Consider the following 26,838-nt stretch of genomic DNA (forward strand, 5'->3'; position numbering starts at 1 on the left):
ATGAGTGACTATGGACGCCCCATCGAGTTCGGCTACTTCCTGGTCCCGAACGCCGATGACCCGCTGATCGAGACCGCGCGGCTGGCCGACGGGCTCGGCCTCGACCTGATCGGCGTGCAGGATCATCCGTACCAGCGGCGTTACGTCGACACCTGGACTCTGCTGAGTGTGATCGCCGCCTCGACCTCGCGGATCAGGGTGTTCCCCGATGTGGCGAGCCTGCCGCTGCGCCCGCCCGCCGTACTGGCCAAGTCGGCCGCCAGCCTCGACCTGCTGAGCGGCGGGCGGGCGGAGCTCGGGCTGGGCGCGGGCGCGTTCTGGGACGCGATCGAGGCGTACGGCGGGCCCCGCCGTACGCCTCGGGAGGCGATCGGGGCGCTGGAGGAGGCGATCACCGTGATCCGGGCCATCTGGAGCGGTGAGCGCAACCTGCGTGTCGAGGGGGAGCACTACCGGCTCGCGGGCGCGCAGGCCGGGCCCGTGCCCGCGCATCCGATGGGGATCTGGCTCGGGGTCGGCGGGCCGAAGGCGCTGGCGCTGGCGGGGCGGCTGGCCGACGGCTGGCTGCCCTCGTCGAGCTGGGCGGGGCCGGAGCGGCTGCCGGAGCTGAACGCGCGCATCGACGAGGCGGCCGTGGCGGCTGGGCGCGAGCCGTCCGCCGTCCGGCGGCTCTACAACGTCAACGGCGTCATCACCGAGGGGCGCTCGGACGGCTTCCTCAAGGGGCCCGTGGCGCAGTGGGTGGAGGAGCTGACCGACCTGGCGGTGGGCCACGGCATGGACTCCTTCGTGCTGTGGCCGGAGGGCGAGCAGGAGGGCCAGCTGCGCAGGTTCGCCGAGGAGGTTGTGCCCGAGGTTCGCAGCCAGGTCGCACTGGAACGCGAAGAATAACGGGCGCAGACTGGAACGATGATCCCGAGTCACTGGTACAACATCGTCGCCGACCTGCCTTAGCCGCCTCCGCCGCCGCTCCCCCCGGGGACGCTGCGCCCGGTGGGACCCGACGACCTGGCACCGCTGTTCCCGATGGAGCTGATCGGGCAGGAGGTGAGCACCGAGCGGTTCCTCGCGATCCCGGAGGACGTGCTCGACGTCTACCGGATGTGGCGGCCCACGCCGCTGGTCCGGGCCCGCCGCCTGGAGCGCGAACTCGGCACTCCGGCGCGGATCTACTACAAGTACGAGGGCGTGTCCCCGGCTGGTTCGCACAAGCCGAACACCGCCGTGCCGCAGGCCTACTACAACGCCAGGCAGGGCGTGCGCAGGCTGACCACCGAGACCGGGGCCGGTCAGTGGGGGTCGGCGCTGGCCTTCGCCTGCTCGCAGTTCGGGCTGGAGTGCGAGGTGTGGATGGTGCGCGCCTCCTACGACCAGAAGCCGTACCGGCGCTCGCTGATGCGCGTGTACGGCGCGACCGTGCACGCCAGCCCGTCGCCGGTGACGATCGCGGGCAGCAAGATCCTGGCCGCCGAGCCGGGCTCGCCCGGGAGCCTGGGCATCGCGATCAGCGAGGCGGTCGAGGTCGCCGCCTCGGCCGAGGACACCCGCTACGCGCTGGGCAGCGTGCTCAAGTCGCCCGCCTTCGTGTGTGCGTGGGCAGTCGCCCGTGAAGCAGGAAGATCCGACCCGTGAGGGCTGGAATCCCCCGGATTTATCCGTGGGGAGGATGTCAAGCGGGAGAAGCTGGCGGGGCGTCGCCAGGACCGAGGGGATCGTGTCGGCGCCCGAGCCGACGCACGCGCTGGCCGAGACCATCGCCGAGGCGCTGCGCTGCAAGGAGAGCGGCGAGGAGAAGGTGATCCTGACCGCGCTGTGCGGGCACGGCCACTTCGACCTGGCCGCCTACGACCGGTACCTATCCGGGGAGATGCGGGACTTCGCGCTGCCGCAGGAGCGGATCGACGACGCGCTGTCGGGGCTGCCCCGGGTGTGAGGTCAGGAGAACGCCCTGGCCTTGAGCGAGGGGAAGCGCTGGGCGGTGCGCAGGAAGGTCTTGAATCCGAGCCTGGCCAGGGCGTTCTCGTCGACGAACTGCCGGGCGGCGGCGAGGGAGTCGCGGACGGCGGCGAAGCCGTACTCGCGCATCTCGTTCTCGTAGGCGGCGATGGCCTCGACGGGGTCGCCGCCGCCGGTCAGGGCGAGGTACAGCGCGCGGGCGTCGCGCAGGGCGGTGTTGGCGCCGATGCCGCGCATGGGGGTCATGCTGTGGATCGCGTCGCCGAGCAGGGTGATGGTCGTGGCCGGCCACGGCTCGATCGGGATCGAGGTGCGGATCGGCAGCAGGGACACGGTGTCGGGGTGGGCCATGGTGACGAGCCTGCGCAGGTCGGGATGCCAGTCCTTGATCAGACCGGAGATCACGCCCTTGAGCTGCTCGCCCGACATTTCTGAAATGTCGCCCGGGAAGTGGTGCTTGGCGGCGCCGAACGCCCACAGGAGGTAGCTGCTGCCGTTGTCCAGCAGGGCGCCCTCCTGCTCGGTGGCTCCGATGCCCGCCACGGTGGCGCCGCCCACGTCGTGCGGGGCGCAGAACATGCCCATGCCCTTGGGCGGCAGGATGTTGTTCGGGCCGTCGGCCAGGCGCGGTGAGATCAGCTTCCTGGTCTCGGCGGTCAGCGGGAACTTGCCCGCCACCGTGGTGATCCCGGTGTCGACGCGCTCGGCGTGCGGCAGGTACTGCTCGCGCACCCGGGAGTTGCCGCCGTCGGCGCCGATCACGATGTCGGCGGTGGCGCTCGTGCCGTCGGCGAAGAACAGCTCGACCCGTCCGCCGGGGGTGCGCTCGTAGCGCTCGTAGGTCTTGCCGTACCGGACGACGTCGCCGAGCCCGGACAGCAGCACCTGGCGGAGTGTGATCCGGCTGACCGAGTGATGGTCGTCGACGGGGTCGGCGGCCCGCGGGTTCTCGATCATAAGCAGGTGCCTGAGCTGGTCGGTCAGGAAGGCGAAGTCCTGCCCGCCGCGCCCGGTGGTGTCGAGGAAGGCCTGCCACAGCTCGGGCGGCAGGCAGTCGCGCAGGGCTCGGGCGCCGTTCGGGTCGATGTGCACCCGGTAGCCCTGGAGCCGGTCGGCGGGGGTGCGGTCGCGCTCGTAGACGGTCACGTCCAGGCCGGCCTTGTGGAGTCCCTGGGCGAGGCAGAGCCCGCCGATGCCGCCGCCGATGATCGCGTAGTGGGTTCTCATGCCCTCGACTATCAACCAATTGGGTAATTGTGTCAACCATCCGGATGGTTGATAAAGTCGATCGCATGAGGAGAGCACCCGAGGAGAAGCAGCGCGACGCCGAGCGCACCAAGCAGCGCATCGTGCGGGCCGCCGTCGCGGAGTTCGCGGCCAAGGGTTTCGCCGGTGCCAGGGTCGGCGAGATCGCGGCCAGGGCGGGGGTCAACAAGCAGCTCATCTCCTACTACTTCGGCGGCAAGGAGGGGCTCTACCAGGAGCTGACCCGGCAGTGGCAGGTCCGGGAGAGCGCCTTCGCCGACCCCGCGCAGCCGCTGGGCGAGCTGGCCGCCGGATACGTCAGGGCCAACGCGGAGCACCGCGACTTCGGCAAGCTGATGCTCTGGGAGGGGCTGGCCGACGCCGGGCCGCCCGACCCGGCGTTCGCCGAGAGCATGCGGCGCGGCGTCGAGGACCTGCGCAGGCGGCAGGAGGCGGGCGAGTTCCCCGCCGACCTCGACCCGGCCGCGCTGATGGTCGCGCTGTTCGCGATGGCGGCGGCCGGCGTGTCCTTCCCGCAGCTCGTGCGGGCCGTGTACGACACCGACCCGGCCTCGCCCGACTTCGCCGCACACTACGCCGAGCAGATCAACCGGCTGGTATCGCACCTACGGGGTTAACGTGGACCCCATGGATGTCGATGTGATCGTGCTGGGGCTCGGACCCGGCGGGGAAGACGTCGCGGGCCGGCTGGCTGAGATGGGCCTGCAGGTCGCGGGGGTCGAGGGCAACCTCGTCGGCGGGGAGTGCCCCTACTGGGGCTGCATCCCGTCCAAGATGATGATCCACGCCGCGAACCGGCTGACCGAGGCGCGGCGGGCGGGCGCGTCCGTCACACCCGACTGGAGCCGGCTCGCCCGCCGGATCAGGGACGAGGCGACCGACGACTGGGACGACAAGGTGGCCGCCGACCGGTTCACCGGCAAGGGCGGGCACCTGGTCAGGGGGCACGGCCGGATCACCGGGCCCGGCGAGGTCACCGTCGGCGAGCAGGTGATCAGGGCCCGCCGGGGCATCGTGATCGCGTCGGGGTCGCAGGCGGTGGTGCCGCCGATCGAGGGGCTGGCCGGCACGCCGTACTGGATCAACCGGCAGGCCATCGAGACCGAGGCGGTGCCCGAGTCGCTCGTCGTGCTCGGCGGCGGCGCTATCGGGGTCGAGCTGGCCCAGGTCTTCGCCCGCTTCGGCGCCGAGGTCACCGTGGTGGAGGCGGCCGACCGGCTGGTCGCGCTGGAGGAGCCCGAGGCGGGCGCGCTGATCGCCAAGGCGTTCGCCGAGGACGGCATCCAGGTGCTCACCGGGACCAAGGCCAGCGGGATCCGCTACGAGGACGGGCGGTTCACCGTGCTGGGGCCGGACGTCTCGGCCGAGAAACTGCTGGTCGCCACCGGTCGGCGGGTGGACCTGAAGGCGCTGGGCGTCGGCGCGATCGGGCTGGACGAGTCCGCGCGCGCGGTCCCGGTGGACGAGCGGATGCGCGCCGCCGACGGGGTGTGGGCGCTGGGCGACGCGGTCGGCAAGGGCGCGTTCACGCACATGGCGATGTACCACGCCGACATCATCGTCAAGGAGATCCTCGGGCTGTCGGGGCACGAGGCGGAGTACCACGCGGTGCCCCGGGTGACGTTCACCGATCCCGAGGTGGGCGCGGCCGGGCTCACCGAGGCGCAGGCCCGGGAGAAGGGGCTCGACGTCAACATCGGGTACACCGACCTGGCCGAGTCGTCGCGCGGCTGGATCGCGCAGGCGCAGGGGTTCGTCAAGCTCGTCGCCGCCGACGGGGTGCTGGTGGGGGCGACCAGCGCGGGGCCGTCGGGCGGCGAGGTGCTGAGCATGCTGACGCTCGCCGTACACGCCAGGATCCCGGTACGGCGGCTCAGGGAGATGATCTACGCCTACCCGACCTTCCACCGGGCCGTCTCAGCCGCTCTGGCCGAGCTGCCGCCCGACCGCTGACCAGCGGGATCGCCCAGCGCGTGCCAGGGTCCGCGTCGACCAGCAGGGCCCTGGCGAACGCGCTCAGCGGCACGGCCAGGATCGCCCCGAGGGCACCCAGCACGACGGTCCAGACCAGCAGCGACAGGGTGGTGATCGTGGTCGACAGGCCGGCCGACTTCCCGGTGAACCTCGGCTGGATCAGCGACTGGATGACGAAGTTCAGCGCCGAGTAGACGACGATCACCCACACCATCGTCACCCACCCGGAGTCCAGCAGCGCGAGCAGCGCGGGCGGCACCAGCCCGATGACGAAGCCGATGTTGGGGATGTAGTTCGTGATGAACGCCAGCAGCCCCCACAGCAGCGGGAGCGGCACCCCCAGCAGCCAGAGCGCCACCGCGTCCAGCACGGCCACCACCAGGCCGAACACGCTGGAGACGACGAGGTAGCGCAGCGTGCTACGGACGAACTCCCGCAACGCGTCCACCAGGTGCGGGCGGGTCGACTCCAGCGCCCTGACCCCGTCCTGCAGGACCGCCGCGTCCAGGCTCATCCCGACCAGCAGCAGCACGACCAGCACGAACGCGGTGCCGACGTCCAGCAGGCCGGTCAGGAAGCTCTGCACGAGCGAGAGCAACTTGTTCGGGTCGAGTTGCCCGATCACGGCGTTGATCTGGTCGGTGGTGACGCCGAGCTGCCGGACCAACTGGCCCGCGTCGGCGAGCAGCGCCTGGTAGTTGGCGGTGTAGCCGGGCAGCACGGCGGCGAGCTGGGCCACCGCGACGACCAGTGCCGCGCCGAAGGCGAGCAGCACCAGGAAGACCACGGCCAGCGGGACGGCCACCACCACCCACGGGCGGGCGCCGCGCCTGCGCAGCCGCGACCTGATCGGGCTGACCGCGATGGTGAGGACCAGGGCGAGGAAGGCCGGGCCCGCGATCGAGCTCACCCGCCCGATGCCGACCAGGGCGATCACCGCGGCGGCGAGGCCGATCAGCAGCCTGAGGCCACGCGAGGTCATGCGTCACACTATGGCGACTCTCCGCGACGGCCGCAGGTCAACGCGCCGTCCAGAGGTCGAGGGTACGGCCTTCGCCGGCCGTACCCGCTCCCCCGCGATCTAGCGTGCGTTCGGTCGCTTGCCGTGGTTGGCCTTCTTCTTCTTGCGGGACTTCCCCTGCCGCGCGCGCTTGGCCATGTGCTCCTCCGACTCTTCCGGGTACGGTGTGCGGGACCAACCTCTCGCGTCGGCGTCCCTGGGACAAGCACCTTTCAGTTTTCCCCTTTCACCGCCGGCTCACCCGTGGCGGCGTCGACGACCACGGTGGAGATGACGCGCTGGGGCGTGACCGTCTCGACCTCCCACACCGCGCGCCCGCCCACGTCCATGAGCTGCGCGCGCGTCAGCGTGGCGCCTTCGACGGTCTTGGCGGCGAGGTCGGCGGCCCGCAGCAGCCCGGTGCGGTCCTGGGCCAGCAGCCTCTCGGCCTCCTTGGCGTCGGCGGGCTGCTCGGGCTCCTCCCCCGTCACCCGCCCGTCGAGGACGCTGATGCGCAGGTCGACGAGCGTGCCGTCGTCCTGGTAGACGGCCGCCAGCCAGACCGGGGGCGGCTGGGCGCCGGCCAGTTGCAGCAGCACCACCTTGCCGCGCTCGCCGGCGATCTTCGCGGCGTCGGTGAGGCTGATCGCCGAGGGCGTGACCGTGGGCTTCGGCGTCGGCGTCGGCGTCGGCGCGACCATGGTCTCGCCGCCTCCCCCGCAGCCGCTGATCAGGGCGAGCGAGGCGAGCACGATGAGCGTGAGTCTCATGGAGAGGTCATCACCCGTGGACGCGAGCGCACTCCCCATGATTCAACATTCTTGTGCCATAATTTGGTGGAATCTGTTGGAAGGAGAGCTTGTGCTCGCACCTCAACGGCAACAGGCGATCCTGGAGCGCGTCCGCAGGAGCGGCGGGGTCCGGGTGGCCGACCTCGTCCGCGAGCTCGGCGTCTCCGACATGACCATCCGCAGGGACCTGGAGGCGCTGGCCGAGCGCGGCCTCCTGGAGAAGGTGCACGGCGGCGCCACGATCAACGGGCCCGGCTCGACCGAGGAGCCCGGTTTCGCCGCCAAGTCCGCCCGCCAGCAGCCGGAGAAGGACGCCATCGCCCGCCGGGCCGCCCAGCTCGTGCGTCCCGGCACCGCCGTGGCCCTGTCCGCCGGCACCACGACGTGGGCACTGGCCCACCACCTGGTGGACGTGGCCGAGCTGACCGTCATCACGAACTCCATCCCCGTCGCCGAGGTCTTCCACCGCAGCCCGCGCGCCGATCGCACGGTCGTGCTGACCGGCGGGGTGCGCACGCCCTCCGACGCCCTGGTCGGGCCGGTCGCGGTCGCCGCCATCCGGCGGCTGCACGTCGACACGCTCTTCCTGGGCGTACACGGCATGAGCCTCAAGGCCGGGTTCACCACGCCGAACCTGCTGGAGTCGGAGACCGACCGGGAGCTGGTCGCCTCGGCGCACCGCCTCGTCGTGCCGGCCGACCACACCAAGTGGGGCACCGTCGGCATCAGCACCATCGCCGAGCTCTCGGAGGCCCATGTCGTCATCAGCGACGCGGGCCTGACCGAGGATGCCCGCCGCGAACTCGCGGAACGGGCCGGAGAACTGATCATCGCGGAGGACCGTCAGTGAAGCGCAGCGTCGCCCGGCTGGCCGACGGCAGGGAGCTCATCTACTTCGACCGGCGCGACGACGCCGATCGGAGCATGCTCGACGAGCGCGAGCCGAGTCCTCGGCCGCCCGCCTCCGAGCTGCGCTACGACCCGCTCACCGAGGAGTGGGTGGCGATGGCGGGACACCGCCAGGGCCGTACGTTCCTGCCGCCCGCCGACGAGTGCCCGCTGTGCCCGTCCCGCCCCGGCCACCTGACGGAGATCCCGGCGCCGGACTACGACGTGGTGGTGTTCGAGAACCGCTTCCCCTCCTTCTCCACCAATCTCGGGATTTATCAGGATGCGGGGGGGCTTAGTGAGGTTCGGCCGGGAGTGGGGCGGTGTGAGGTGGTGTGCTTCACCGCGGAGCACTCCTCGTCCTTCTCCCAGCTGTCCGAGGCGCAGGTGGGGCTCGTCATGGAGGCGTGGGCGGACCGTACCGCCGAGTTGTCCGAGATCCCGGGCGTGGAGCAGGTCTTCTGCTTCGAGAACCGCGGCTCCGAGATCGGCATCACGCTGGCCCACCCGCACGGGCAGATCTACGCCTACCCCTATGTCACGCCGCGCACCCGGCAGCAGCTCGCCGCCGCCGCCCGGCACACCGGCGGCAATCTGTTCGCCGACATCCTGGCCGCCGAGCGGGCCGCGGGCGTCCGGGTGGTGGCCGCCAACGAGCACTGGACCGCGTTCGTGCCCGCCGCCGCGCGCTACCCGTTCGAGGTGCACGTGTACCCGCACCGGCAGGTGCCCGACCTGGTCGCGCTGACGCCGGAGGAGCGCGCGGCGTTCGGCCCGCTGTACACCGGCGTGCTGCGGGCGCTCGACGGACTGTTCGGGGTGGTCATGCCGTACGTCTCCGCCTGGCACCAGGCGCCCGTCCGGGAGGGTCGTGACCTGGCGTATCTTCACCTGGAGCTGTTCAGCATCCGGCGGGCGCCGGGGAAGCTGAAATACCTGGCGGGCTCGGAGTCGGCGATGGGCGCGTTCGTCAACGACGTGCTCCCCGAGGAGGCGGCCGGGATGATTCGATCACAGGTAGATCACTAATTGGTCGCAGCTTGGACTCGCGTGACCAGCGGTTTACTACTAATATCCCTCTCGCACCGACTGCCACAGTCGTGCCGCCTAATCCTGGGCGTGCGCCCCAGGAGCCGGGGACCCATGCATCTGGGGTGAATCCACTTCGGTGGTAGGGCAAGCCTTCTCCCGCCCGAACCCGTCAGCTAACCCGGTCGGCAGAAGGAGAGGAGCTACGTGGTGGCCCAGTCCCCCACGTCCCTGGCCGCCGGCGTGCTCGTCGCCGCGGCCCTGGCCTTCGGCCCGGCCGCCCCCGCGGTCGCCGCCCCCAAACCGACCGAAGCCGAGTTGCGTGCCGAGCTGAAGAAGCTCAACAAGCAGGTCGACACGCTCATCGAGACCTACAACGCGAGCCGGGTCGACCTGACCGAGGCGCGCGGAGACGAGAAGACGGCCAAGCGACGCCTCACCGAGGCCCAGCAGGAGCTGGTCAAGGCCGAAGGACAGGCGGCGCAGATCACCCAGATGCGCTACCAGGCCGGCGACGGCGGCCTGCCCGCCCTGCTGATGTCCACGAGCCTCAGCAACGCCGTCCTGCTGGAGCAGCTCAGGGCCGAGCAGAACGCCGTCGTCGCCACCGTCACCGCCACCCGCGACGCCAGGAAGCTCGCCGCCGACCAGGCCGCCTCGCTCACCGTCAAGATCCGCGACGACTCGAAGAAGGTGGCCGGGCAGCGCGCCGAGGCCGAGGACCTGATCAAGGACATCGAGAAGAAACTCGAAGACCTCATCCCGTACGGCTCAGGCCGTAACTCCGACGGAAGCTGGGCCCCCCAGCTTCCGTCCGGATCCGACAACATCACCCTGCGCACCCGCCAGATGCGGGAACTCCTCAAGAAGACCTTCACCTTGCCGCACGAGGTGGGCTGCTACCGCGTGGACAACAGCGGAGAGCATCCGCTGGGGCGGGCCTGCGACTTCATGTTGAGCACCGGCGGAAGCACGCCGTCGGCCGTCAACCAGACCCTCGGCGACCAGATCGCGGCGTGGGCGGTCAAGAACAAGGACAAGCTCGGCGTCAAGTACGTGATCTGGAAGCAGCGCATCAACCAGGGCTCGGGCTGGCGCTCCATGTCCAACCGCGGCAGCATCACCGCCAACCACTACGACCACGTCCACATCTCCATGCACTGAACGCCCGCGGTCCCCTGGGCCCTGGCGATCACGGCGAGCGCCCTCGTCGTGATCGCCCTGGTGGCCGGCGCACGCGGCGGCCGAACGAGCGCTGCGCATGGTCATGGTCGGCGCCTCCCTCACCGGCTGACGGCGGTCAGGCGGAGCCGGTGAAGAACAGGGACACGGCCGCGTCCCGGGCCAGGAGGAAGCCCACGATCGCCACCGTCCAGCTCACCATCGAGGCCGCGTTCCTGGTCATCCACCCGCGTAGCCGTACCAGCTTCGGCTCCAGGCTCTCGCGGGCGACCGCGCGCAGGGCCAGCAGGAACAGCGGGGGCAGGATCATGACGAGGACGTAACCGCCGAGCACCGGGATCCAGGTGGCCGCGGCCAGGTCCGAGGCGGTCATGATCCCGACGGCGGCGAGGTACGGCAACATGGTCGCGACCTCGACCAGCCCGGCGGTCAGGCCCAGCAGCACCATGGTCCGCGGCCCGCCGATCTTCGGCTCGAACGTCCGCGGCGGTTTGCCCAGTTTCGCCCGCCGCTTGGGGTCGAGCCGGAAGCTCAGCAGGAACAGCCCGACGCCCAGGGCGAGCTGGAGCCAGTACACGGGCGGGCTGCGCAGTGCGTCGCCGTAGTTGTCCAGCAGGGTCGACAGCCCGAGCATCAGCGCGACGCCGACCAGGTAGTAGAACACGGCGATGGTCGCCAGGTAGATCAGCAGGCGCGACACCTGCGACCGCTCGGCGGCCAGCAGCAGGTACACGGGGATGCCCAGGGTGCCGAAGCTCGTGCTGTCCACGATGGCGAGGGCGGCCAGGGCGAGCAGCAGACCGATCGACATACTCAGATCATCCCGGCCCCCGGGATGCCCCTACTCCGCCTGTACGCCGAAACAGGCGTACATCTTTGTGACTACAGCCGCGCCACCAGGCTCTTCGGCGCGACCATCCGATAGGCGTCCGTGACGATCTCGGCGACCTCCGGCCAGTCCACCTGCACGTCCAGGTAGACGCCGAGCCAGCCGCGGTGCCCCACGTACGGCGGGCGGAAGAACCGCGCCGGGTCCTCCGCCACCAGCGCCTCCTGCACGCCCGGCGGAGCCGCGCACCAGAAGCCGAGCCGGTCGTCATGGTGATGGTCGGCGTAGGTCACGAAGGTCTTCTTGTCCCGCACGAACCAGGTCGGCTCGCCGTGACTGAGCCGCTCGGTGGTCTCCGGCAGGGCCAGGCAGAGCCTGCGCAGTTCCTCCAGTGGGTCCATGACCGCAATCTATCCGGGGACCTCGTCGCGCAGCGCCTCGGTGATCAGCTCGTCAAGCCTGGCGGAGTCGGCGGGCCTGGCGGCGGCGGCCTCGGCGAAGCGGCCGAGCAGCGTGGCGAGCCTCTCCCGGTCGGCGGGGTCCCAATCGGCGATCAGGCTTTCGAGGTACTCGCGGCGGTAGCGGGTGACGACGTCGAGCACCCGCCGCCCTTTGGGGGTCACCACGAGCCGGACCCGGCGCGCGTCGACCAGTGACGCCTCCCGGCGGACGAACCCGGCGCCGAGCGCGTCGTTGACCAGCCGGCTGGCCGTGGACGGGTCCACGTCCAGGTGTTCGGCGACGCCGCCGATGGTGACCTCGTCGCAGGCTCCGGCCAGCTTGTCGACCGCGTGCAGGACCATCACGTTCGACATGTGCACGGGCCGGTCGCCGCGGCTGCGCAGCGGCCTGGCCCACATCCGGCGCAGCCTGAGCAACGCCACGTCGATCGCCGCGGCCATGGTGGGCTGGGCGGTCATCCCGAGAGCTTGATCGGGTTGACCAGGTCGGCGTATACGAGCAGGCCGGCCATCACGATCATCACCAGGGCCAGCGCGTAGGTCAGCGGCAGCACCTTGGCGATGTCGACGTAGCCGGGCTCGGGCCTGCGCATGACGCGGGCGAAGGCGCGCTTGAGCCCCTCCCACAGGCCACCGGCGATGTGGCCGCCGTCCAGCGGGAGCAGCGGGATCAGGTTGAACATGCCGATCGCCAGGTTGAACCCGGCCAGCAGGGTCAGCAGGGCGACGAACTTGTTCTCGGTGGGCGCGTCGGAGGCGGCGATCTCACCGCCGATGCGGCCGACGCCCACCACCCCGACCGGGCCGTTGGGGTCGCGCTCGTCGCCGGAGAAGGCGGCGTTCCAGACGCCGACCATCTTCTCCGGCAGGTTGATCAGCGACTGGAAGACCCTGCCGGTCAGGTCGCCCATGTGGACGACGACGAAGCCGAAGTCCTTCTTCTCGATGACCTGCGTCGGCATGACGCCGAGGAAGCCGACGCCCTCCTCGATCGTCTTCATGTCGTCGACCTTGGGCCGGTCCTGGGCGATGAGGTCGACCTTGAGCGTCTGCGGCGCGCCGTCGCGTACGATGCCCAGGCTCACCTGGCCGGCGCCGTTCGCGCGGATCTTCTCCACCAGCGCGTCCCACGAGGCCACCCGCACCCCGTTGAACGAGACGATCTGGTCACCGGCCTTCATACCCGCCTTCACGGCGGGGGTGACCTGGTCCGCCGGGGTGCACTTGCGGTTGGGGTCGGTCTGCACCTGGCTGTACGGAATCACGCACTGGGACATGGCCGAGACGGTCGGCTTGTTGGTCAGCACGCCGAAGCCCATGAGCACGATGGCGAACAGGACGAACGACAGCACGAAGTTCATCGCCGGCCCGCCGGACATGATGATGACCTTCTGCCACCACTTCTTGCGGTAGAAGACCCGGTCCTCGTCGCCCGGCCGCACCTCTTCCTGGGCCACGTCGCGCGCGGTGTCGATGAGCCCCTGGAACGGTCCGGTGGAGGCACGGCGCAGCTTCGTCGGGTCGTCGCCGGGACGCGGCGGGAGCATGCCGATCATGCGGATGTAGCCGCCGAACGGGATCCACTTGATGCCGTACTCGGTCTCGCCGCGCCTGATCGAGAACATCGTCGAGCCGAAGCCGACCATGTACTGCGTCACCCGCACGCCAAAGATCTTGGCGGGCACCAGGTGGCCCACCTCGTGCAGACCGATGGACACCATCAGCCCCAACACGACGATGACGATCCCTGCAAGGAAGAACCAGTTCATCTATGCGCGCTCCAGGCAGACGGATGGTCCTGACAGCCCCAGAGTAGTCGAAGTCTCCATAGCTGAACGGCTTGCGCATGCTTTGTGAAATAGCCACACTGCGTTGACAGTCCGCGACCGGGCGATCACCCTGGGAGACGAGGCGTGTGTGGAGGGGGAAGTCTTGATCCGCATCCTGGTTGCCGAGCACCTGCCACTGGTCAGAAGGGGGTTGGTCGCGTCGCTCGGCACGGAGGCCGGCCTGCGGGTCGTGGCCGAGGTGGGGAGCGGTGCGGACATCGTTCCGGCGGCCCTGGCGTACCGGCCGGACACCGCGGTCATCGACTTCGACCTTCCGGGACTCGACGGCCCGTCAGCCGCCGCCCGTCTGTACGAGGAGGTGCCCGCCTGCCGGGCGCTCATCCTGTCGGCCCAGCCCAGTCCCGGACAGGTGCGTCGCGCGTTCGGCGCGCACGCGCTGGGGTTCATGAGCCTGGACGTGGCGCCCGAGCAGCTCGCCGAGGGGTTGCGCGGCATCGCGGCGGGCCGCCGGGTGGTCGACACCGAGCTGGCGGTGGCGGCGCTGGAGTCGGCCGACAATCCGCTGACCCGGCGCGAGCTGGAGGTGCTGCGGATCGCCGCGGGCGGGGCCAGGTCGGCGGAGATCGCCGACGAGCTGTTCCTGTCGGTCGGCACGGTGCGCAATCACCTGTCGCGCATCATGTGCAAGACCGGCGCCCGCAACCGCCTGGACGCGGTCCGCATCGCCAGCGCGTCCGGCTGGCTCTGACGCCACGGGCCTAGCCGAGTCCCGGGAGAGCCGCGCCGCTCCCCCGGGGCCCGAGATCACATAGGGGCCGAGGCCTTCCCGGTGGACGAATATCCACGGGAGCTGAATACGATATTTCGGGATTCGCATTGTCGCTCGTCCACGAAATATCCCCCTTTTCCTAGGTCGTCGGAATTTGCCAGGCTGGACTGCATCGAGAATCTCAGCCCGCCCCCGTCACCGCCAGTGACCCTGTCCACGACCTGCGCGTGAGAGGTTCACGCGGGAATCCGTGTCGATTGTCATGGGCGGCCGACCTGGAGATATGCCGCATCCCGTCACGGGCGCCAGATGAGCACCAGCGCGCAGTCGTCGTTGTGGCCCGAGGCCATCGAGTTGACCAGCGCGCGGGCCCCGTCCCGGAACCCGGAGGGCAGCAGCCGCTCGGCCTCGCCGAGCAGCCGGTCGAGGCCGGCGTCGATGTCACGGCCCGGCTGCTCGATCAGCCCGTCGGTGTAGAGCAGCAGCGCGTCACCCTTGCGCAGGACCCCGCTGTCCGGCTCGCAGTGCAGGTCGGGCACCACGCCGAGGACGACGCCCTTGGCCGAGGCGATCTGCCAGTTGCCGGTGCCCGCGTCCAGCTTGACGACCGGCGGGTGGCCGGCCGAGGTGATCGTGTAGTCGCCGGTGGTCAGGTTGAGGCGCACGTGCACGGCGGTGACGAAGCCCTCGTCGCCGCGCTGGCGGTGCAGGTAGGCGTTGCAGGCGGGCAGGAAGTCCTCGACCGAGCCGAGCAGCCCGCCGAACGTGCCGGACAGCAGCAGCGCCCTGGTGCCCGCGTCGACACCCTTGCCCGAGACGTCGACCAGGGCGATCTCCACATTGTCGCCGTCGCGCATGGACACCAGGAAGTCGCCGCCGAAGGAGGAGCCGCCCGCCTGCTTGAGCACCACCTTGGCGCCCCAGTCCTTGGGCATCGAGGGCAGCTCGCTCTGGCTCTTCAGCCGGTCGCGCAACTCCAGCAGCATCACGTCGCCGCGCAGGCCCTGCACGCCGAGCTTGCCCCGGGTACGGGCCATGAGCACGGCCAGGACCGTGGTGAAACCGATGGTGACCATGAGCCCGACACCGATGCTGGCGACGCCCAGGACCGCTCCAATGTAGGCCAAGGCGACCAGCACGGCCCCCAGCAGCTTGGCCAGGCTGCGCAGCCGCAACTGCAGGCCACCGGCCAGGGTGACGAGGACGAGCAGGGAGGGGGAGAACCATTCGGTGGACACCCGGGCGGCCAGGCCGCCGATCGCCAGCGACGCCACACTCAGGGTGATCAGGAGGTTGCGGTCACGAGCCAGCGGCCCCCGGCGGAGGAATCTGACGACAGGCACCAGAAACGGCACCCGCACGAGGAACGCACGGAGCCGTGGCGGGATCAGCGGCGCCGGACGGGAACTCATGATGCGCCTGACTGTATCGGTCTATCCCCTCTTTGGGCAGCCCACTTGACCAACGCCTTGATCACCTACCGTGCATATTGGGTGGCCTTACCCCTTTGCCCCCTCCTACCGTGGAACGATGACGTATCCCATCCGTCCGGTTTCCGAGAGCGAGTGGCCGGCGTTCAGCCGCGTCCTGGCCGAGAGCTTCAATTCCACCCTGCCGCCCGCCAAGAACGAGCGGTACAAGGCGAACACCGAGTTCGACCGTACCCTCGCCGCCCATGACGGCGACCTCGTCGTCGGCGTGACCGGCATCCACTCCTTCTCGATGACCGTGCCGGGCGGCCCCATCCCGGTGGCGGGGGTGACCGCCGTCAGCGTGCTCCCCTCGCACCGCAGGCGCGGCGTCCTGTCCTCCCTGATGCGCCGCCAGCTCGCCGACATCCACGAGCGCGGCGAGACGGTCGCCGCGCTCTACGCCTCCGAGGCCGCCATCTACGGCAGGTTCGGGTACGGCAGAGCCGCCGACGAACTCTCCTTCCACATCCCCCGGCACGGCTCGGCCTTCGTCCGGCAGGCCCCGCACGACCCCTCGCTCCGGCTGCGCGTCGCCGTACCCGCCGATTCGCGCGCCGACTACCAGCGCCTCTACGCCGGCATCGTGGAGCGCCGTCCCGGCATGTACGCCAGGAACGAACACGTCTGGGACGGGGTGCTGGCCGACGAGGAGTTCGACCAGGGCGGCGCGGGCGCGCTGCGCTCCATGATCGCCGAGGATGACGGCGGGATCAGGGGCTACGCCCTGTTCAGGGTGAAGTCCGCGTGGAACGACCACGGGCTGCCGGACGGCGAGCTGCGCCTGTCGGAGCTGTACGCGGCCGACCCCGCCGCCTACGCGGCGCTGTGGCGCAGCGTCCTGGACCGCGACCTGGTCACCAATGTGCGCACCTATGGCAGGCCGGTGGACGACCCGCTGCTGCAGTTGCTGGCCGAGCCCCGGCAGGTGCGCGCCCGGTGGGCCGACGACCTGTGGGCCCGGGTGGTGGACGTGGAGCGGGCGCTGCCCGCCAGGGCGTACTCCTCGGCGGTCGACGTGGTGATCGAGGTGACCGACGAGTACTGCCCGTGGAACGCGCGGCGATGGCGGCTGACCGCCGACACCTCGGGGGCCGAGTGCAAGCCGGTCGAGCAGGAGCCCGACCTGACCCTGCCGGTCGCCGCGCTGGGCGCGGCCTACCTGGGCGGCGGCTCGCTGGTGGCCATCGGCGCGGCGGGCCTCGTCCGGGAGCACGCGCCGGGCGCGCTGGCCTCGCTCGCCACCGCCATGTCGTGGCCCGTCAAACCATGGGCGGGACTGGTCTTCTGACGTAGGGTCGGGGGCATGGCACTGCAGAGCTTGCAGATCACCGCGATCACGGCGATGAGAGCCCGTGACGTGTCACGCCCCTCACCCGAGCAGCAGGAGGCGGCCGAGCGCCGCCCCCTGCGCGACGAGACGCCCAAACGCGACCCGAAGCGCAAGCCCTAGGGCAGCGGCGGAAGCTGTCCGATCGTCTCGTAGCCGGCGAGCTGGGCGATGCGGCGGCTGTGCCGCTCGGCGCCGGAGAACGGCGTGGCCAGGAAGAGCTCGACGAACCGCGTCGCGTCCTCCTGCGGGTGCATCCGCGCGCCCACGCTGATCACGTTGGCGTTGTTGTGCTCGCGGGCCAGCTTGGCCGTGTCGTCGCTCCAGGCGAGGGCGGCGCGGATGTCGCGCACCTTGTTGGCCGCGATCTGCTCGCCGTTGCCGGAGCCGCCGATCACCACCCCGAGGCTGCCGGGGTCTCCGGCGACACCTTCGGCGGCCCGCAGTACGAAGGCGGGATAGTCGTCCTCCGGGTCGTAGACGAACGGACCGCAGTCCTCCACCTCGTGGCCGTGCTCCTTCAACCAGGAGACGAGGTGGTTCTTGAGCTCATAGCCGGCATGGTCGGCACCGATATAGACGCGCACCTGCCCAGTTTCGCAGGTCTTCCATGCTCGTGGCACCCCGGCCATGGCTAGAGTAAGTGCCGCCCACCTTCCTCAGTCCTTACCGGAGAAGAACGTACATGCGTGAGATCCGCGTGATCGGTGACCCTGTCCTGCGTACGCCCGCCGAGCCGGTCGCCGACTTCGACCGCGACCTGCGCCGCCTGATCGACGAGATGTTCGAGGCGATGTACGCCGCCGAGGGTGTGGGCCTGGCCGGCCCCCAGATCGGCATCTCACGGCGGCTGTTCGTCTACGACTGCAGCGGGCGCAAGGGCCACGTGGTCAACCCCGTGCTGACCGTCGACGACGCCGCGGAGATCCTCGACGAGGAGGGCTGCCTGTCGGTCCCCGGCCGCCAGACGGGCAGGCCGCTCTACGCGCCGACCGCCCGAGCGGCCGGGGTCAGCGTGGCGGGCTTCGACCGGCTGGGCAGGCCCGTCCGGCTCAAGGCCCGCGGCCTGCTGGCCCGCTGCTTCCAGCACGAGACCGACCACCTCGACGGCACCCTGTACGTCGACCGCCTGGCCAAGGAGACCCGCCGGAAGATCCTCCTGCAGACTCCCTGACGATGAAGGGCGCGCTTGGGCCGCCATAGCCCCTACATCTGCAGGGACTTGACCTCCAGGTACTCCTCCAGGCCCGCCTCGCCGAGTTCGCGGCCGACACCGGACTGCTTGTAGCCGCCGAAGGGGGCGTTCGGGTTGAACCGGCCGCCGTTGATCGACACCTGGCCGGTGCGCAGCCGTCTGGCCACCGCCACGGCGTGCTCTTCGGTGCCCGCCCAGACCGCGCCGGCCAGGCCGTACCTGGTGCCGTCGGCGATCCTGACCGCCTGCTCCTCGTTGACGTACGGGATGATCGACAGGACCGGGCCGAAGATCTCCTCCTGCTCGATCGTCATCCCCGGCTCCACTCCGGCGAAGACGGTCGGCTCGACGTAGAAGCCGTGTTCGTGCGGGTTGTCGGTGCCGCCGGTGATCAGCCGGGCGCCCTCCTCCTGGCCGCGGTTGATGTAGCGCACCACCCGGTCGCGCTGGGCCGCCGACACCAGCGGGCCGAGCCTGCTCCCTTCGTCGAAGGGGTCGCCGACGGTGTAGCCGCGGGCGGCCTCGGCGGCCATGCCCACGACCGTGTCGTACTGGTCGCGGTGGACGATCATGCGGGACCAGGCCGAGCAGGTCTGCCCCGAGTTGATGAACGCGTGGGCCACGCTCACCTTCACCGCGGCCTCCAGGTCGGCGTCGGGCAGGACGATGCTGGCCGACTTGCCGCCCAGCTCCAGCGCGACCCGCTTGACGGTCTCCGAGGCGAGCGCGGAGACCCTGCGGCCGGCCCGCGTCGAGCCGGTGAAGGAGATCATGTCGACCTCGGGGTGCGAGGCGAGGGCCTCGCCGACGACCGGGCCGTAGCCGCTGATCAGGTTGAAGACGCCCGGCGGCAGCCCCACCTCGTGGAAGATCTCGGCCAGCGCGTAGGCGGCCAGCGGGGCCACCTCGCTCGGCTTGAGCACGACCGTGCAGCCCGCGGCCAGCGCCGGGGCGACCTTGCAGATGATCTGGTGCAGCGGGTAGTTCCACGGGCTGATCGCGCCGACCACGCCCACCGGTTCCTTGACCACCAGCGAGTTGCCGACCGTGCGCTCCCTGGGGTGGCTCACGGCGAGCTCGGCGTAGGAGGCCAGCACCCCGGCGGGCATCAGCGTCTGCGTCCTGAGCGCGAAGGTGTACGGCGCGCCCATGTCGGTGGCGATCAGCCTGGCGATCTCCTCGGCCCGCTCCTTCAGCAGGTCGGCCGCCGCGTCGAGGAGCTTGGCGCGCTCGGCGGGAGCCGTACCCGACCAGTGGGGGAAGGCGGCGCGGGCGGCCGACACCGCCGCCTCCACGTCGTCAGGGGCCCCGGCCGGGACGCGGTCGATGAGGTCCTCCGAAGCGGGGTTGACGACGTCGACGCCTTCCCCCGAGACCGAGGCCACCCACGCCCCGTCGATGTACAGCTGACGCATGTCACCCATCCTTGCGCGCCTGCCGTCACATTGCGAGGGTTCGGCGCATCGCGCGGGTTGCTGTCGCTTTCCCCCTGCAGGGTACGACGAAGCGCCCCGCTTGGAGGCGGATGTCCGAGATCCAGTAGACCGTCAGTCGAAGATCGGGTCGCGGGTACGGCTCCGCTTGAGCTCGAAGAACTCGTCGAAGCCCGCCACGATGCGCACCCCGTCCCAGAGCCGGCCCGCGTCCTCGCCCTTGGGCGCGGGCGAGATCACCGGACCGAAGAAGGCGACCCCCTCGACCGCGATCACCGGTGTGCCCACCTCCTGGCCGACCAGGCCGATACCGCGGTCGTGCGACTCGCGGATCGCGTCGTCGTACTCGTCCGAGAGCATCGCCTCGGTCAGCTCCGGCGCCAGCCCGGCCGCCCGCAGGGACTCCGTCATGGTCTCCGCCAGCCGGTCCAGGTGCCGGCTCATGCCCCGGTTGTGCAGGCGGGTGCCGATCTCGGTGTAGAGCGGCCCGACGACCTCGTCGCCGTACTTGGCCTGGGCGGCGGCGACCACCCTGACCGGCTCCAGCGCCCTGGCGATCAGCTCGCGGTACTCCGCGGGGACGTCCTTGCCCTCGTTCAGCATGTTGAGGCTCATGACGTGCCAGCGCGGCTCGATCGGGCGGACCCTCTGCACCTCCAGCAACCAGCGGGAGGTCATCCAGGCGAAGGGGCAGAAGGGATCGAACCAGAGGTCGACCGGGATGCGTTCAGTCATGTGTGCGGCTCCTCCAACGTGGTGACCTTGCCGAGGGCCATAACCTGGACGGCGACGATGCCTATTCCTGGAGCTCGAAAACCGTTTGCCAGGAAGTGGCAGGATTCTGGTAACCCCGATGAAGTGGTGAAGAAGGAGCGGAGCTTGGCAGGCAACCTGACCCGTGACGAGGCTCGCGAGCGGGCAAGACTGTTGACGGTCGAGTCGTACGACGTGCAACTGGACCTCACGGAAGGCGCGGACCGGTTCGAGAGCGTCACGACCGTCCGCTTCACCAGCGCCTCCCCCGGCGCGTCCACGTTCATCGACCTGCACGGCGCGCACGTGCGCTCGGTCACGCTGAACGGCGCCGAACTCGACGTGGCGACCTACGACGAGGCCACCGGGCGCTTCCCGCTGCCGGGCCTCGCGGCCGGCAACGAGCTGGTCGTGGACGCGGACTGCAGCTACACCCGGACGGGCGAGGGCCTGCACCGGTTCGTCGACCCGGTGGACCAGAAGGTCTACCTGCACAGCCAGTTCGAGACGGCCGACGCCCACCGGATGTACGCCTGTTTCGACCAGCCCGACCTGAAGGCGACCTTCGAGCTGACCGTGCTCGCGCCCGCCGACTGGGAGGTCGTCTCCAACGACGCCGCCGACAGCGTAGAGGCGCTGGAGGAGCACGCGGGACGGCACGGCCGGCTGGACGCGGCCAGGCGCTGGCACTTCCCGGCCACCCCGGTCATCTCCACCTACATCACGGCGCTGGTGGCGGGGCCGTACCACAAGGTGACCTCCGAGCACGACGGCATCCCGCTCGGGATCTACTGCCGCGCCTCGCTCGCCGAGCACCTCGACGCCGACAACATCCTGGAGGTCACCCGCCAGGGCTTCGACTTCTTCCACCAGGTGTTCGGCGTCCGCTACCCGTTCACCAAGTACGACCAGCTGTTCGTGCCGGAGTTCAACGCCGGCGCGATGGAGAACGCCGGCTGCGTGACCTTCCTGGAGGACTACGTCTTCCGCTCCCGGGTCACCGACGCGGTCGTCGAGCGCCGTGCCGAGACGATCCTGCACGAGATGGCGCACATGTGGTTCGGTGACCTGGTCACCATGCGCTGGTGGGACGACCTGTGGCTGAACGAGTCGTTCGCCACCTACATGTCGGTGCTGTGCCAGGCCGAGGCCACCCGCTGGGGCAAGGGCGCCTGGACCACCTTCGCGAACGTGGAGAAGTCCTGGGCCTACCGCCAGGACCAGCTCCCCTCGACGCACCCGATCGCCGCCGACATCCCCGACATGCAGGCGGTCGAGGTCAACTTCGACGGCATCACGTACGCCAAGGGCGCCTCGGTGCTCAAGCAGCTCGTCGCCTACGTCGGGCTGGACAACTTCCTGGCCGGCGTGCGCGACTACTTCGCCGAGCACGCCTGGGGCAACACCGAGCTCAAGGACCTGCTGTCCGCGCTCGAGCGCACCAGCGGCAGGGACCTGTCGTCGTGGTCGAAGGAGTGGCTGGAGACCGCCTGGGTCAACACGCTGCGCCCGTCCTTCACCGTCGCCGACGGCCGCTTCGCCTCCTTCGAGGTGCTGCAGGAGGCCCCCGCCGACTACCCGACGCTGCGCTCGCACCGCATCGCCATCGGCCTGTACTCCCTGGCCGACGGGGTGCTCACCCGCACCAAGCGGGTCGAGCTCGACGTGGTCGGCGCGCGCACCCAGGTCGCCGAGCTGGTCGGCGCCGAGCAGCCCGACCTGGTGCTGCTCAACGACGACGACCTCACCTACGCCAAGATCCGCCTGGACGAGCGCTCGCTGGCCACCCTCGTCGAGGGCGGCATCGCCGCGTTCGACGAGTCGCTGCCGCGCGCCCTGTGCTGGTCGGCCGCCTGGGACATGACCCGCGACGCCGAGATGGCCACCCGCGACTACGTCAAGCTGGTCGTCTCCGGCCTGGCGTCGGTCAAGGACATCACGGTGGTGCAGGCGGTGCTGCGGCAGGCGACGCTGGCCGTCCTGCAGTACGCCGACCCGGCCTGGCGCCCCGAGGGCCTCGCGACGCTCGCCTCGGCCCTCAGGTCCTGGATCGGTACGGCGGAGCCCGGCTCCGACCACCAGCTCGCCTACCTCAACGCCTTCTGCTCGGCCGCCACCTCGGCCGAGGACCTGGCCTTCGTCAAGGGCATCCTGGACGGCACCGCGGTGCCCGAGGGGCTGTCGGTCGACGCGGACCTGCGCTGGACGCTGACCCGTGCGCTGGTCTCCGGCGAGGTGCTCGGCGCGGCCGACGTCGAGGCCGAGCTGAAGCGCGACGCCACCGCCTCGGGCGAGCGCTCGGCGGCGCTGTGCCGGGCGACGATCCCGACGGCCGAGGCCAAGGCCGCGGCGTGGGCCGCGATCACCGGTGGGGAGCTGGCCAACGCCGTCTACCGCACCACGATCGCCGGGTTCCAGGACCCGCACCACGCGGAGCTGCTGGTGCCGTACAAGGAGCGGTACTTCGCCGAGGTCGGCAGGATCTACAAGGAGCGGTCCTTCGACGTGGCGCAGGGCTTCGCCGTGGGCTGCTTCCCGTCGCTGCTGATCGAGCCGGAGACGGTCGCGGCGGCGCAGGACTACATCTCGGCCGAGCAGCCGCCGCAGGCGCTGCGCCGGATGATCCTGGAGGGCGCCGACGGCGTCAGCAGGGCGCTGCGGAACCGCGCCAAGGACGCCGCTTCCTGACGGCTTTCCGGGGCCCCCGCCGGTTTTTCCGGCGGGGGCCTTGCTGTGCCCGGCGGCCATATTCGGCTGACCTTCGCGTGTTCCCGCGTGCGCCGCTGCCTGCGGTGTTAGCCTCGCGGCGTGCTCGAATCCGGGACCACGCTCAACGACCGCTACCTTTTGACCAGCCTGCTCGGCGGAGGCGGCATGGGCGAGGTCTGGCGCGCCGACGACACCGTGCTCGGCCGGACGGTCGCGGTCAAGGTGCTGCTGCCGGCCCTGATGGAGGATCCGCGTTTCGCCCAGCGGTTCCAGAACGAGGCGCGGGCCATGGCGACGCTCACCCATCCGGGCGTGGTCGACGTCTACGACTACGGCTACTGCTCCATCGCGGACGGGCGGCGGGTCAGCTTCCTGGTGATGGAGTACATCGACGGCGAGTCGCTCGACCGGCTGCTGCGCCGCGCCCCGCTCGCGCCCGAAGCGGCCATGCGCCTGGTCGCCGAGGTGGCCGAGGCGCTGGCCGCGGCGCACGCGCAGGGGATCGTGCACCGCGACGTCAAGCCCGCCAACCTGATGATCAGGACGGACGGGAGCGTCGCGCTCACCGACTTCGGCATCTCCCACTCGGCCACCGGGGGCCAGCTCACCGCGACCGGCATGGTGCTCTGCTCGGCCGCGTACTGCGCGCCGGAGCAGGCCTCGGCGGGCAACATCACGCCCGCCGTCGACGTCTACGCGCTCGGCGTGGTCGCCTACGAGTGCCTGAGCGGGCGGCTGCCGTTCGAGGGCGAGACGCCCGTCCAGATCATCTTCAAGCATCTGAAGACGCCGGTGCCGCCGCTGCCGCCGGAGATCCCGCGCGGGCCGCGCCAGGTGGTGGCGCGCGCCCTGGAGAAGGACCCTGACCGGCGCTGGCCGTCGGCGGCAGCGATGGCGGAGGCGGCCGGGCAGGCTCTGGCCACCCCGGCCGCGCCCGCCGCCCGGGGCCGGCGCCGCCGCGCCCTCGCCATGATGCTGAGCACCTCGGCGGCGGTCCTGGCCACACTGGCCGCCGTGGCCCTGGTGTGGACCCAGCAGCCGCCTGCGCAGACCGTCACCCGGCAGGACGTCCCCGAGCCGGCCGCCTCCCAGACGCCGACGGCCGACGGCCGCGCCCCGGTCAAGCAGGACGCCAGGCCGCCGCAGCCGGCGCCGGTGAAGAGCAGGCCGTCGCGCACGGTCGCGCCGCCGACCACGCCGCCGCCCGCCACCCACCAGCCGACCGCCACGGCGACGCCGACGGCCGAGCCGACCAAGGAGCCCACCAAGGACCCTGAGCCCACCCACGAGCCGACCAGCCCCGGCCCGCAGGAGCCCGCGCCGAGCGAGGAACCCACCGCTGAGCAGCCCACCAAGGTCTGCGTCAAGGCTCCCTGCGAGTAGGGGGCGGCGCGCCCCTCGTGAGAGGGTGGCCGCGTGGAAACGACTCGTGATCTGCTCACCGCGCTGGCCCGCCGGCACGCGTTCGCCGATCTCGGCGCGCTCGCCCCGGCCCAGGAGATCGCCGACGTCTGCGAGTTCGGCCACCGGCTGCTGTCGCTGGACGCCGAGGATTTCGCGGCCGAGGCCCGGTCCGTCCCGAGCGACCTGCGGAGGAGGGCGCGGGCCTGCCACATGCCGCAGACGCCGCGCGAGCAGCCGCGGGGCGCGCTGGAGTCGCTGCGCCCCGCCTACGAGCTGCTGATGGAGGTCATCGCGATCCGGTGGCACCGGCGCGAGCTGAGCCCGATGATCGCCGCGGTGCACATCGCCAGCGAGTACCTTCCGCTGCTGGCCTTCGAGCCGCACCTCGGGCACGCCGGTGACCCGGCCCGCTGGCCCGAGGGGCTGAGCGCGCCCGGCAGCCGCTTCGGCGTCATCGGCGACCGCGAGTGCGACCACACCAAGTCCGAGCAGTCGGCCACCAACCGCACGCTGCGGGTCGCCGGGGAGCCGCCGGAGGGCTGGCGCGCCTACTTCGACCGCCAGCACAGCCAGGTCGCCGGCGCCTTCGCGGTCTGCGTGGCCACCTGCCGCAACCCGTGCACGGCGATGGACTGGATCGCCCCCGGCAGCCGCGACGACCTCCACGTGCGCGCCCGCACCGCCCTGGCCTTCGCCGACACCCCCCTGGTACGGCTCCGCCACGCCGCCCCAGTCGGCCACGGCTTCGGCGTGCCCTCCCCCGAGGAGGTGCTGGACGCCTGGGAGCGCAGCCGCGCGGTGCTGGACAAGAACGAGGTGGGCGCGATGGCGTCGGCCGACGACGGCTTCCCGCTGCCCGGCCTGCCCTCGCTGTTCTCCGCCGTGGCCGCGGCGCCGCTGAAGCCGTCCACGCTGCTGCACGACGTGGCCGCGCATGTGGCGGGCCTGCTCGCTCCCTGAAAGCCGCTCACGGGAAGGGGGAGCTAACGCCGGGCCTGGTCTGCCAGGGTGTTGACGCCGTACAGGAGGCCGCCCACCAGGTCTCCGGCGCTGAAGGCGGTGGCCATCGACATCGCGACCAGCCGGCAGGCCCCGTCGGGCAGCACCCGCCTGGCGTTCTCTCCGGTGACGATCTCCAGGGCCCGGCCCGCGACGTCGATGTAGAGCAGCACCGCGTCGGCCGACTCGACGCCCAGCGCCGCGTGCAGGCGCTCGGCGAAGTGCCGCCGGCCGCCCACCGGCGGGCCGAGGAACGCCGCGAAGCGCAGCCCGCTGCGGCGCTCGGCGCCCAGCAGCGCGGCTCTGAGGTCGTCGGCCTGCGTGGTGGTCAGGGTGCGCATCTCGTCACCATCCCGCTGAGGCGCCGCCGACGCGGGCGCCGGGTTCGGCCGTCTCGGCGGCGGCGATCCAGTCGACCTCGGGGACTGTGGCCCAGGGCGCCCGCCGGTCGGCCAGGACGAGGCCCGCGGTGCTGACGCCGTGCTCGCTGCGCGAGGGCCCGCCGAGCCACACCTCGCCTGTGGCGGGGCCGTCGCCGTCGCCGCCCCGTCCCGGCATCAGGACCAGCAGGCTGATCAGCAGGAACAGCCCGAACGACGTACCGATGAGGAAGCCCAGGATCTCCAGCGCGCTGTCCACACCACGAACGTAATCCCGCTTCGGCTGTCCGGCCAGACCTGGTCGCCAGAGAGTCGAAATCCAAGATCACCCGCCGCCCGTGATCGGGTGCTCCGCAAGACTGCCGGCCGCGTCAGCCGAGGAGTTTGAGGTCGTCGTCGGTGACCAGGTTGAAGCGCAGGGCCAGTGAGATCAGCGCGGCCCGCTGCCAGTCGGCCTTGCCCGCCTCGTCGGCCTGCTTCACCTTGAGCTTGGTCCTGGCCAGGTAGTCGATGTGGAAGTTGACCCCGCTCCTGGTCAGGTCGAGGCCGTTCAGCCGCTCGATGAGCTGGGGGACGGTCGGCACCACCGTGCTGGACGGGTCGCGCAGGCGCGGCTCGCACAGGGCGACGAGGATGACGAAGTACTTCGCGGAGCGGTCGAGCGGGTAGACGGCCATGGTGGACTGGCCGGAGCCGCTCCGGGCCGGGCGGGTGCCGTACACGTGGTCGGGGGCGAAGACCAGGAAGCCGGTGGTGCCGTGTTCGGCGGGCAGGATGACGCGGGAGAACTCGAACGGCACCGGCATGCCCATGCGCAGCGGCGGCACCTTGACGAACTCGCCGCCGCCCTCCGGGTTCTCCACGACGTAGGTCCTGGTGTCGCTCAGGTTGGAGATCAGCCAGTAGTCCTCGACCGCTGTGACGCTGCCCGCGAGCCGGGAGACGGCGCGGTCGGCGACCACCACGTCGACGGGTGCGTCGGCGGCCCCCCGGCCGAACGTGGCGACCTCGCCGGGCGCCAGTTCGGTCGCGACGGCCGTGTCGGTCTGGATGAGAACGGTGCGCATGGACACGGTTGTACGCCCTGGCCGCCGGTGCCTGCCACCTGTAAGCCTCCAGGAGGCACCGCAACGCAGTCACTGTACGTAACCGGGCCAAAGGTGATCCGCACGCCCTGGACGCGCTTCAGATCCTTGATCGGAATCGGCACTCCGTCCAGTGGGCCGTCGAA

General features: G+C 71.0%; 29 protein-coding genes and 1 riboswitch. Of the genes, 15 read left to right on the forward strand and 14 right to left on the reverse strand.

Annotated elements, in window-relative coordinates; translation table 11 throughout:
- From ABZ911_RS28945 to ABZ911_RS28955, 3 genes are all read left to right on the forward strand, one after another.
- Positions 1 to 891: an LLM class flavin-dependent oxidoreductase gene (locus ABZ911_RS28945; protein WP_358062622.1), complete on the forward strand. Its 891-nt coding sequence runs from the start codon at positions 1 to 3 to the stop codon at positions 889 to 891.
- Between the two features lie 102 nt (positions 892 to 993).
- Positions 994 to 1,632, forward strand: coding sequence for a pyridoxal-phosphate dependent enzyme (locus ABZ911_RS28950; RefSeq protein WP_358062625.1), 639 nt, complete (start codon positions 994 to 996; stop codon positions 1,630 to 1,632).
- Positions 1,633 to 1,666: 34 nt separating this feature from the next.
- The gene (locus ABZ911_RS28955) at positions 1,667 to 1,933 is read left to right on the forward strand and encodes a hypothetical protein (protein ID WP_358062628.1); all 267 of its coding nucleotides are present in this window, start codon (positions 1,667 to 1,669) and stop codon (positions 1,931 to 1,933) included.
- A 2-nt stretch (positions 1,934 to 1,935) separates the two neighbouring features.
- Here ABZ911_RS28955 and ABZ911_RS28960 read toward each other — a convergent pair whose 3' ends face one another.
- Positions 1,936 to 3,183: an NAD(P)/FAD-dependent oxidoreductase gene (locus ABZ911_RS28960; RefSeq protein WP_358062631.1), complete on the reverse strand. Its 1,248-nt coding sequence runs from the start codon at positions 3,181 to 3,183 to the stop codon at positions 1,936 to 1,938.
- A 65-nt stretch (positions 3,184 to 3,248) separates the two neighbouring features.
- Here ABZ911_RS28960 and ABZ911_RS28965 point away from each other — a divergent pair, with 65 nt between their 5' ends.
- Positions 3,249 to 3,839: a TetR family transcriptional regulator gene (locus tag ABZ911_RS28965; protein ID WP_358062634.1), complete on the forward strand. Its 591-nt coding sequence runs from the start codon at positions 3,249 to 3,251 to the stop codon at positions 3,837 to 3,839.
- Positions 3,840 to 3,849: 10 nt separating this feature from the next.
- The gene (locus ABZ911_RS28970; protein ID WP_358062637.1) at positions 3,850 to 5,175 is read left to right on the forward strand and encodes an NAD(P)/FAD-dependent oxidoreductase; all 1,326 of its coding nucleotides are present in this window, start codon (positions 3,850 to 3,852) and stop codon (positions 5,173 to 5,175) included.
- On the opposite strand, the gene ABZ911_RS28975 is transcribed toward ABZ911_RS28970, so the two are convergent.
- Positions 5,096 to 6,178: an AI-2E family transporter gene (locus ABZ911_RS28975; RefSeq protein WP_358062640.1), complete on the reverse strand. Its 1,083-nt coding sequence runs from the start codon at positions 6,176 to 6,178 to the stop codon at positions 5,096 to 5,098. The genes ABZ911_RS28970 and ABZ911_RS28975 overlap by 80 nt on opposite strands.
- A gap of 251 nt (positions 6,179 to 6,429) precedes the next feature.
- A complete protein-coding gene (locus ABZ911_RS28980; protein WP_358062643.1) occupies positions 6,430 to 6,966 on the reverse strand; it encodes a PepSY domain-containing protein in 537 nt (178 codons plus the stop codon).
- Positions 6,967 to 7,057: 91 nt separating this feature from the next.
- On the opposite strand from ABZ911_RS28980, the gene ABZ911_RS28985 reads away from it, so the two are divergent.
- The 3 genes from ABZ911_RS28985 (at position 7,058) to ABZ911_RS28995 (ending at position 10,068) form a co-directional block, all read left to right on the forward strand.
- Entirely contained in the window at positions 7,058 to 7,837 is a 780-nt protein-coding gene (locus ABZ911_RS28985) for a DeoR/GlpR family DNA-binding transcription regulator (RefSeq protein ID WP_358062646.1), read from the forward strand.
- Entirely contained in the window at positions 7,834 to 8,904 is a 1,071-nt protein-coding gene (gene galT / locus ABZ911_RS28990) for a galactose-1-phosphate uridylyltransferase (RefSeq protein ID WP_358062649.1), read from the forward strand. The genes ABZ911_RS28985 and galT overlap by 4 nt, the downstream gene beginning before the upstream one ends.
- 65 nt (positions 8,905 to 8,969) lie before the next feature.
- Positions 8,970 to 9,109, forward strand: a riboswitch (cyclic di-AMP (ydaO/yuaA leader).
- Positions 9,110 to 9,114: 5 nt separating this feature from the next.
- The gene (locus tag ABZ911_RS28995; protein ID WP_358062652.1) at positions 9,115 to 10,068 is read left to right on the forward strand and encodes a hypothetical protein; all 954 of its coding nucleotides are present in this window, start codon (positions 9,115 to 9,117) and stop codon (positions 10,066 to 10,068) included.
- A gap of 136 nt (positions 10,069 to 10,204) precedes the next feature.
- On the opposite strand, the gene ABZ911_RS29000 is transcribed toward ABZ911_RS28995, so the two are convergent.
- The 4 genes from ABZ911_RS29000 to ABZ911_RS29015 form a co-directional block, all read right to left on the reverse strand.
- Complete coding sequence (locus tag ABZ911_RS29000; protein ID WP_358062655.1) at positions 10,205 to 10,897, reverse strand: GAP family protein; 693 nt, start codon at positions 10,895 to 10,897, stop codon at positions 10,205 to 10,207.
- 71 nt (positions 10,898 to 10,968) lie between these two features.
- The gene (locus ABZ911_RS29005) at positions 10,969 to 11,316 is read right to left on the reverse strand and encodes an MmcQ/YjbR family DNA-binding protein (protein WP_358062657.1); all 348 of its coding nucleotides are present in this window, start codon (positions 11,314 to 11,316) and stop codon (positions 10,969 to 10,971) included.
- A 9-nt stretch (positions 11,317 to 11,325) separates the two neighbouring features.
- Positions 11,326 to 11,835: a MarR family winged helix-turn-helix transcriptional regulator gene (locus ABZ911_RS29010; protein ID WP_358062660.1), complete on the reverse strand. Its 510-nt coding sequence runs from the start codon at positions 11,833 to 11,835 to the stop codon at positions 11,326 to 11,328.
- Positions 11,832 to 13,145 (reverse strand): site-2 protease family protein, encoded by a 1,314-nt coding sequence (locus ABZ911_RS29015; RefSeq protein ID WP_358062663.1) that lies wholly within the window; start codon positions 13,143 to 13,145, stop codon positions 11,832 to 11,834. The genes ABZ911_RS29010 and ABZ911_RS29015 overlap by 4 nt, the downstream gene beginning before the upstream one ends.
- A gap of 163 nt (positions 13,146 to 13,308) precedes the next feature.
- On the opposite strand from ABZ911_RS29015, the gene ABZ911_RS29020 reads away from it, so the two are divergent.
- Positions 13,309 to 13,914, forward strand: a complete 606-nt coding sequence (locus ABZ911_RS29020) for a response regulator transcription factor (RefSeq protein ID WP_358062666.1) — start codon at positions 13,309 to 13,311, stop codon at positions 13,912 to 13,914.
- A gap of 317 nt (positions 13,915 to 14,231) precedes the next feature.
- Here the strand turns inward: ABZ911_RS29020 and ABZ911_RS29025 are convergent, their stop codons facing one another.
- The gene (locus tag ABZ911_RS29025; protein WP_358062669.1) at positions 14,232 to 15,347 is read right to left on the reverse strand and encodes a SpoIIE family protein phosphatase; all 1,116 of its coding nucleotides are present in this window, start codon (positions 15,345 to 15,347) and stop codon (positions 14,232 to 14,234) included.
- Between the two features lie 118 nt (positions 15,348 to 15,465).
- Here ABZ911_RS29025 and ABZ911_RS29030 point away from each other — a divergent pair, with 118 nt between their 5' ends.
- Entirely contained in the window at positions 15,466 to 16,695 is a 1,230-nt protein-coding gene (locus ABZ911_RS29030) for a GNAT family N-acetyltransferase (protein WP_358062671.1), read from the forward strand.
- 15 nt (positions 16,696 to 16,710) lie between these two features.
- The gene (locus ABZ911_RS29035; RefSeq protein ID WP_358062674.1) at positions 16,711 to 16,857 is read left to right on the forward strand and encodes a hypothetical protein; all 147 of its coding nucleotides are present in this window, start codon (positions 16,711 to 16,713) and stop codon (positions 16,855 to 16,857) included.
- Here the strand turns inward: ABZ911_RS29035 and ABZ911_RS29040 are convergent.
- The gene (locus tag ABZ911_RS29040; protein ID WP_358062677.1) at positions 16,854 to 17,321 is read right to left on the reverse strand and encodes a ribose-5-phosphate isomerase; all 468 of its coding nucleotides are present in this window, start codon (positions 17,319 to 17,321) and stop codon (positions 16,854 to 16,856) included. The two genes, ABZ911_RS29035 and ABZ911_RS29040, sit on opposite strands and share 4 nt — an antisense overlap.
- Before the next feature lie 98 nt (positions 17,322 to 17,419).
- Between ABZ911_RS29040 and def the strand changes: the two genes are divergently transcribed.
- Complete coding sequence (gene def / locus ABZ911_RS29045; RefSeq protein WP_358062680.1) at positions 17,420 to 17,908, forward strand: peptide deformylase; 489 nt, start codon at positions 17,420 to 17,422, stop codon at positions 17,906 to 17,908.
- Positions 17,909 to 17,940: 32 nt separating this feature from the next.
- Here the strand turns inward: def and ABZ911_RS29050 are convergent, their stop codons facing one another.
- Positions 17,941 to 19,344, reverse strand: a complete 1,404-nt coding sequence (locus ABZ911_RS29050; protein ID WP_358062683.1) for an aldehyde dehydrogenase family protein — start codon at positions 19,342 to 19,344, stop codon at positions 17,941 to 17,943.
- Between the two features lie 132 nt (positions 19,345 to 19,476).
- Positions 19,477 to 20,097 carry a DsbA family protein gene (locus tag ABZ911_RS29055; RefSeq protein WP_358062686.1) on the reverse strand — a complete coding sequence of 207 codons (621 nt, stop codon included), beginning with the start codon at positions 20,095 to 20,097 and terminating at the stop codon, positions 19,477 to 19,479.
- 144 nt (positions 20,098 to 20,241) lie between these two features.
- Here ABZ911_RS29055 and pepN point away from each other — a divergent pair, with 144 nt between their 5' ends.
- The 3 genes from pepN to ABZ911_RS29070 all read left to right on the forward strand — a co-directional run bounded on the left by pepN (position 20,242) and on the right by ABZ911_RS29070 (position 25,188).
- Positions 20,242 to 22,803 (forward strand): aminopeptidase N, encoded by a 2,562-nt coding sequence (pepN, locus tag ABZ911_RS29060; RefSeq protein ID WP_358062689.1) that lies wholly within the window; start codon positions 20,242 to 20,244, stop codon positions 22,801 to 22,803.
- Between the two features lie 120 nt (positions 22,804 to 22,923).
- Entirely contained in the window at positions 22,924 to 24,207 is a 1,284-nt protein-coding gene (locus tag ABZ911_RS29065; protein ID WP_358062692.1) for a protein kinase, read from the forward strand.
- A gap of 33 nt (positions 24,208 to 24,240) precedes the next feature.
- Entirely contained in the window at positions 24,241 to 25,188 is a 948-nt protein-coding gene (locus ABZ911_RS29070) for a hypothetical protein (RefSeq protein ID WP_358062695.1), read from the forward strand.
- A gap of 23 nt (positions 25,189 to 25,211) precedes the next feature.
- Here the strand turns inward: ABZ911_RS29070 and ABZ911_RS29075 are convergent, their stop codons facing one another.
- From ABZ911_RS29075 to ABZ911_RS29085, 3 genes are all read right to left on the reverse strand, one after another.
- The gene (locus tag ABZ911_RS29075; protein ID WP_358062697.1) at positions 25,212 to 25,568 is read right to left on the reverse strand and encodes a TPM domain-containing protein; all 357 of its coding nucleotides are present in this window, start codon (positions 25,566 to 25,568) and stop codon (positions 25,212 to 25,214) included.
- Positions 25,569 to 25,572: 4 nt separating this feature from the next.
- The gene (locus ABZ911_RS29080) at positions 25,573 to 25,866 is read right to left on the reverse strand and encodes a hypothetical protein (protein ID WP_358062700.1); all 294 of its coding nucleotides are present in this window, start codon (positions 25,864 to 25,866) and stop codon (positions 25,573 to 25,575) included.
- A 112-nt stretch (positions 25,867 to 25,978) separates the two neighbouring features.
- A complete protein-coding gene (locus ABZ911_RS29085; RefSeq protein ID WP_358062703.1) occupies positions 25,979 to 26,674 on the reverse strand; it encodes a winged helix-turn-helix domain-containing protein in 696 nt (231 codons plus the stop codon).
- Positions 26,675 to 26,838 lie beyond the last annotated feature (164 nt).

The organism is Nonomuraea sp. NPDC046570 (assembly GCF_040645915.1).
Classification (GTDB): Bacteria; Actinomycetota; Actinomycetes; order Streptosporangiales; family Streptosporangiaceae; genus Nonomuraea.

Bases quoted from the DNA above. Each gene is read 5' to 3' on its own strand.
- ABZ911_RS29010 (WP_358062660.1), bottom strand. From the start codon at position 11,835: ATGACCGCCCAGCCCACCATGGCCGCGGCGATCGACGTGGCGTTGCTC.
- ABZ911_RS29015 (WP_358062663.1), bottom strand. From the start codon at position 13,145: ATGAACTGGTTCTTCCTTGCAGGGATCGTCATCGTCGTGTTGGGGCTG.
- ABZ911_RS29035 (WP_358062674.1), top strand. From the start codon at position 16,711: ATGGCACTGCAGAGCTTGCAGATCACCGCGATCACGGCGATGAGAGCC.
- ABZ911_RS29030 (WP_358062671.1), top strand. From the start codon at position 15,466: ATGACGTATCCCATCCGTCCGGTTTCCGAGAGCGAGTGGCCGGCGTTC.
- ABZ911_RS29055 (WP_358062686.1), bottom strand. From the start codon at position 20,097: ATGACTGAACGCATCCCGGTCGACCTCTGGTTCGATCCCTTCTGCCCC.
- def (WP_358062680.1), top strand. From the start codon at position 17,420: ATGCGTGAGATCCGCGTGATCGGTGACCCTGTCCTGCGTACGCCCGCC.
- ABZ911_RS28945 (WP_358062622.1), top strand. From the start codon at position 1: ATGAGTGACTATGGACGCCCCATCGAGTTCGGCTACTTCCTGGTCCCG.
- ABZ911_RS28975 (WP_358062640.1), bottom strand. From the start codon at position 6,178: ATGACCTCGCGTGGCCTCAGGCTGCTGATCGGCCTCGCCGCCGCGGTG.
- ABZ911_RS29075 (WP_358062697.1), bottom strand. From the start codon at position 25,568: ATGCGCACCCTGACCACCACGCAGGCCGACGACCTCAGAGCCGCGCTG.
- ABZ911_RS29005 (WP_358062657.1), bottom strand. From the start codon at position 11,316: ATGGACCCACTGGAGGAACTGCGCAGGCTCTGCCTGGCCCTGCCGGAG.
- ABZ911_RS29050 (WP_358062683.1), bottom strand. From the start codon at position 19,344: ATGCGTCAGCTGTACATCGACGGGGCGTGGGTGGCCTCGGTCTCGGGG.
- ABZ911_RS28960 (WP_358062631.1), bottom strand. From the start codon at position 3,183: ATGAGAACCCACTACGCGATCATCGGCGGCGGCATCGGCGGGCTCTGC.
- ABZ911_RS28955 (WP_358062628.1), top strand. From the start codon at position 1,667: ATGTCAAGCGGGAGAAGCTGGCGGGGCGTCGCCAGGACCGAGGGGATC.
- ABZ911_RS28980 (WP_358062643.1), bottom strand. From the start codon at position 6,966: ATGAGACTCACGCTCATCGTGCTCGCCTCGCTCGCCCTGATCAGCGGC.
- ABZ911_RS28965 (WP_358062634.1), top strand. From the start codon at position 3,249: ATGAGGAGAGCACCCGAGGAGAAGCAGCGCGACGCCGAGCGCACCAAG.
- ABZ911_RS28970 (WP_358062637.1), top strand. From the start codon at position 3,850: ATGGATGTCGATGTGATCGTGCTGGGGCTCGGACCCGGCGGGGAAGAC.
- ABZ911_RS29000 (WP_358062655.1), bottom strand. From the start codon at position 10,897: ATGTCGATCGGTCTGCTGCTCGCCCTGGCCGCCCTCGCCATCGTGGAC.
- ABZ911_RS29025 (WP_358062669.1), bottom strand. From the start codon at position 15,347: ATGAGTTCCCGTCCGGCGCCGCTGATCCCGCCACGGCTCCGTGCGTTC.
- ABZ911_RS29085 (WP_358062703.1), bottom strand. From the start codon at position 26,674: ATGCGCACCGTTCTCATCCAGACCGACACGGCCGTCGCGACCGAACTG.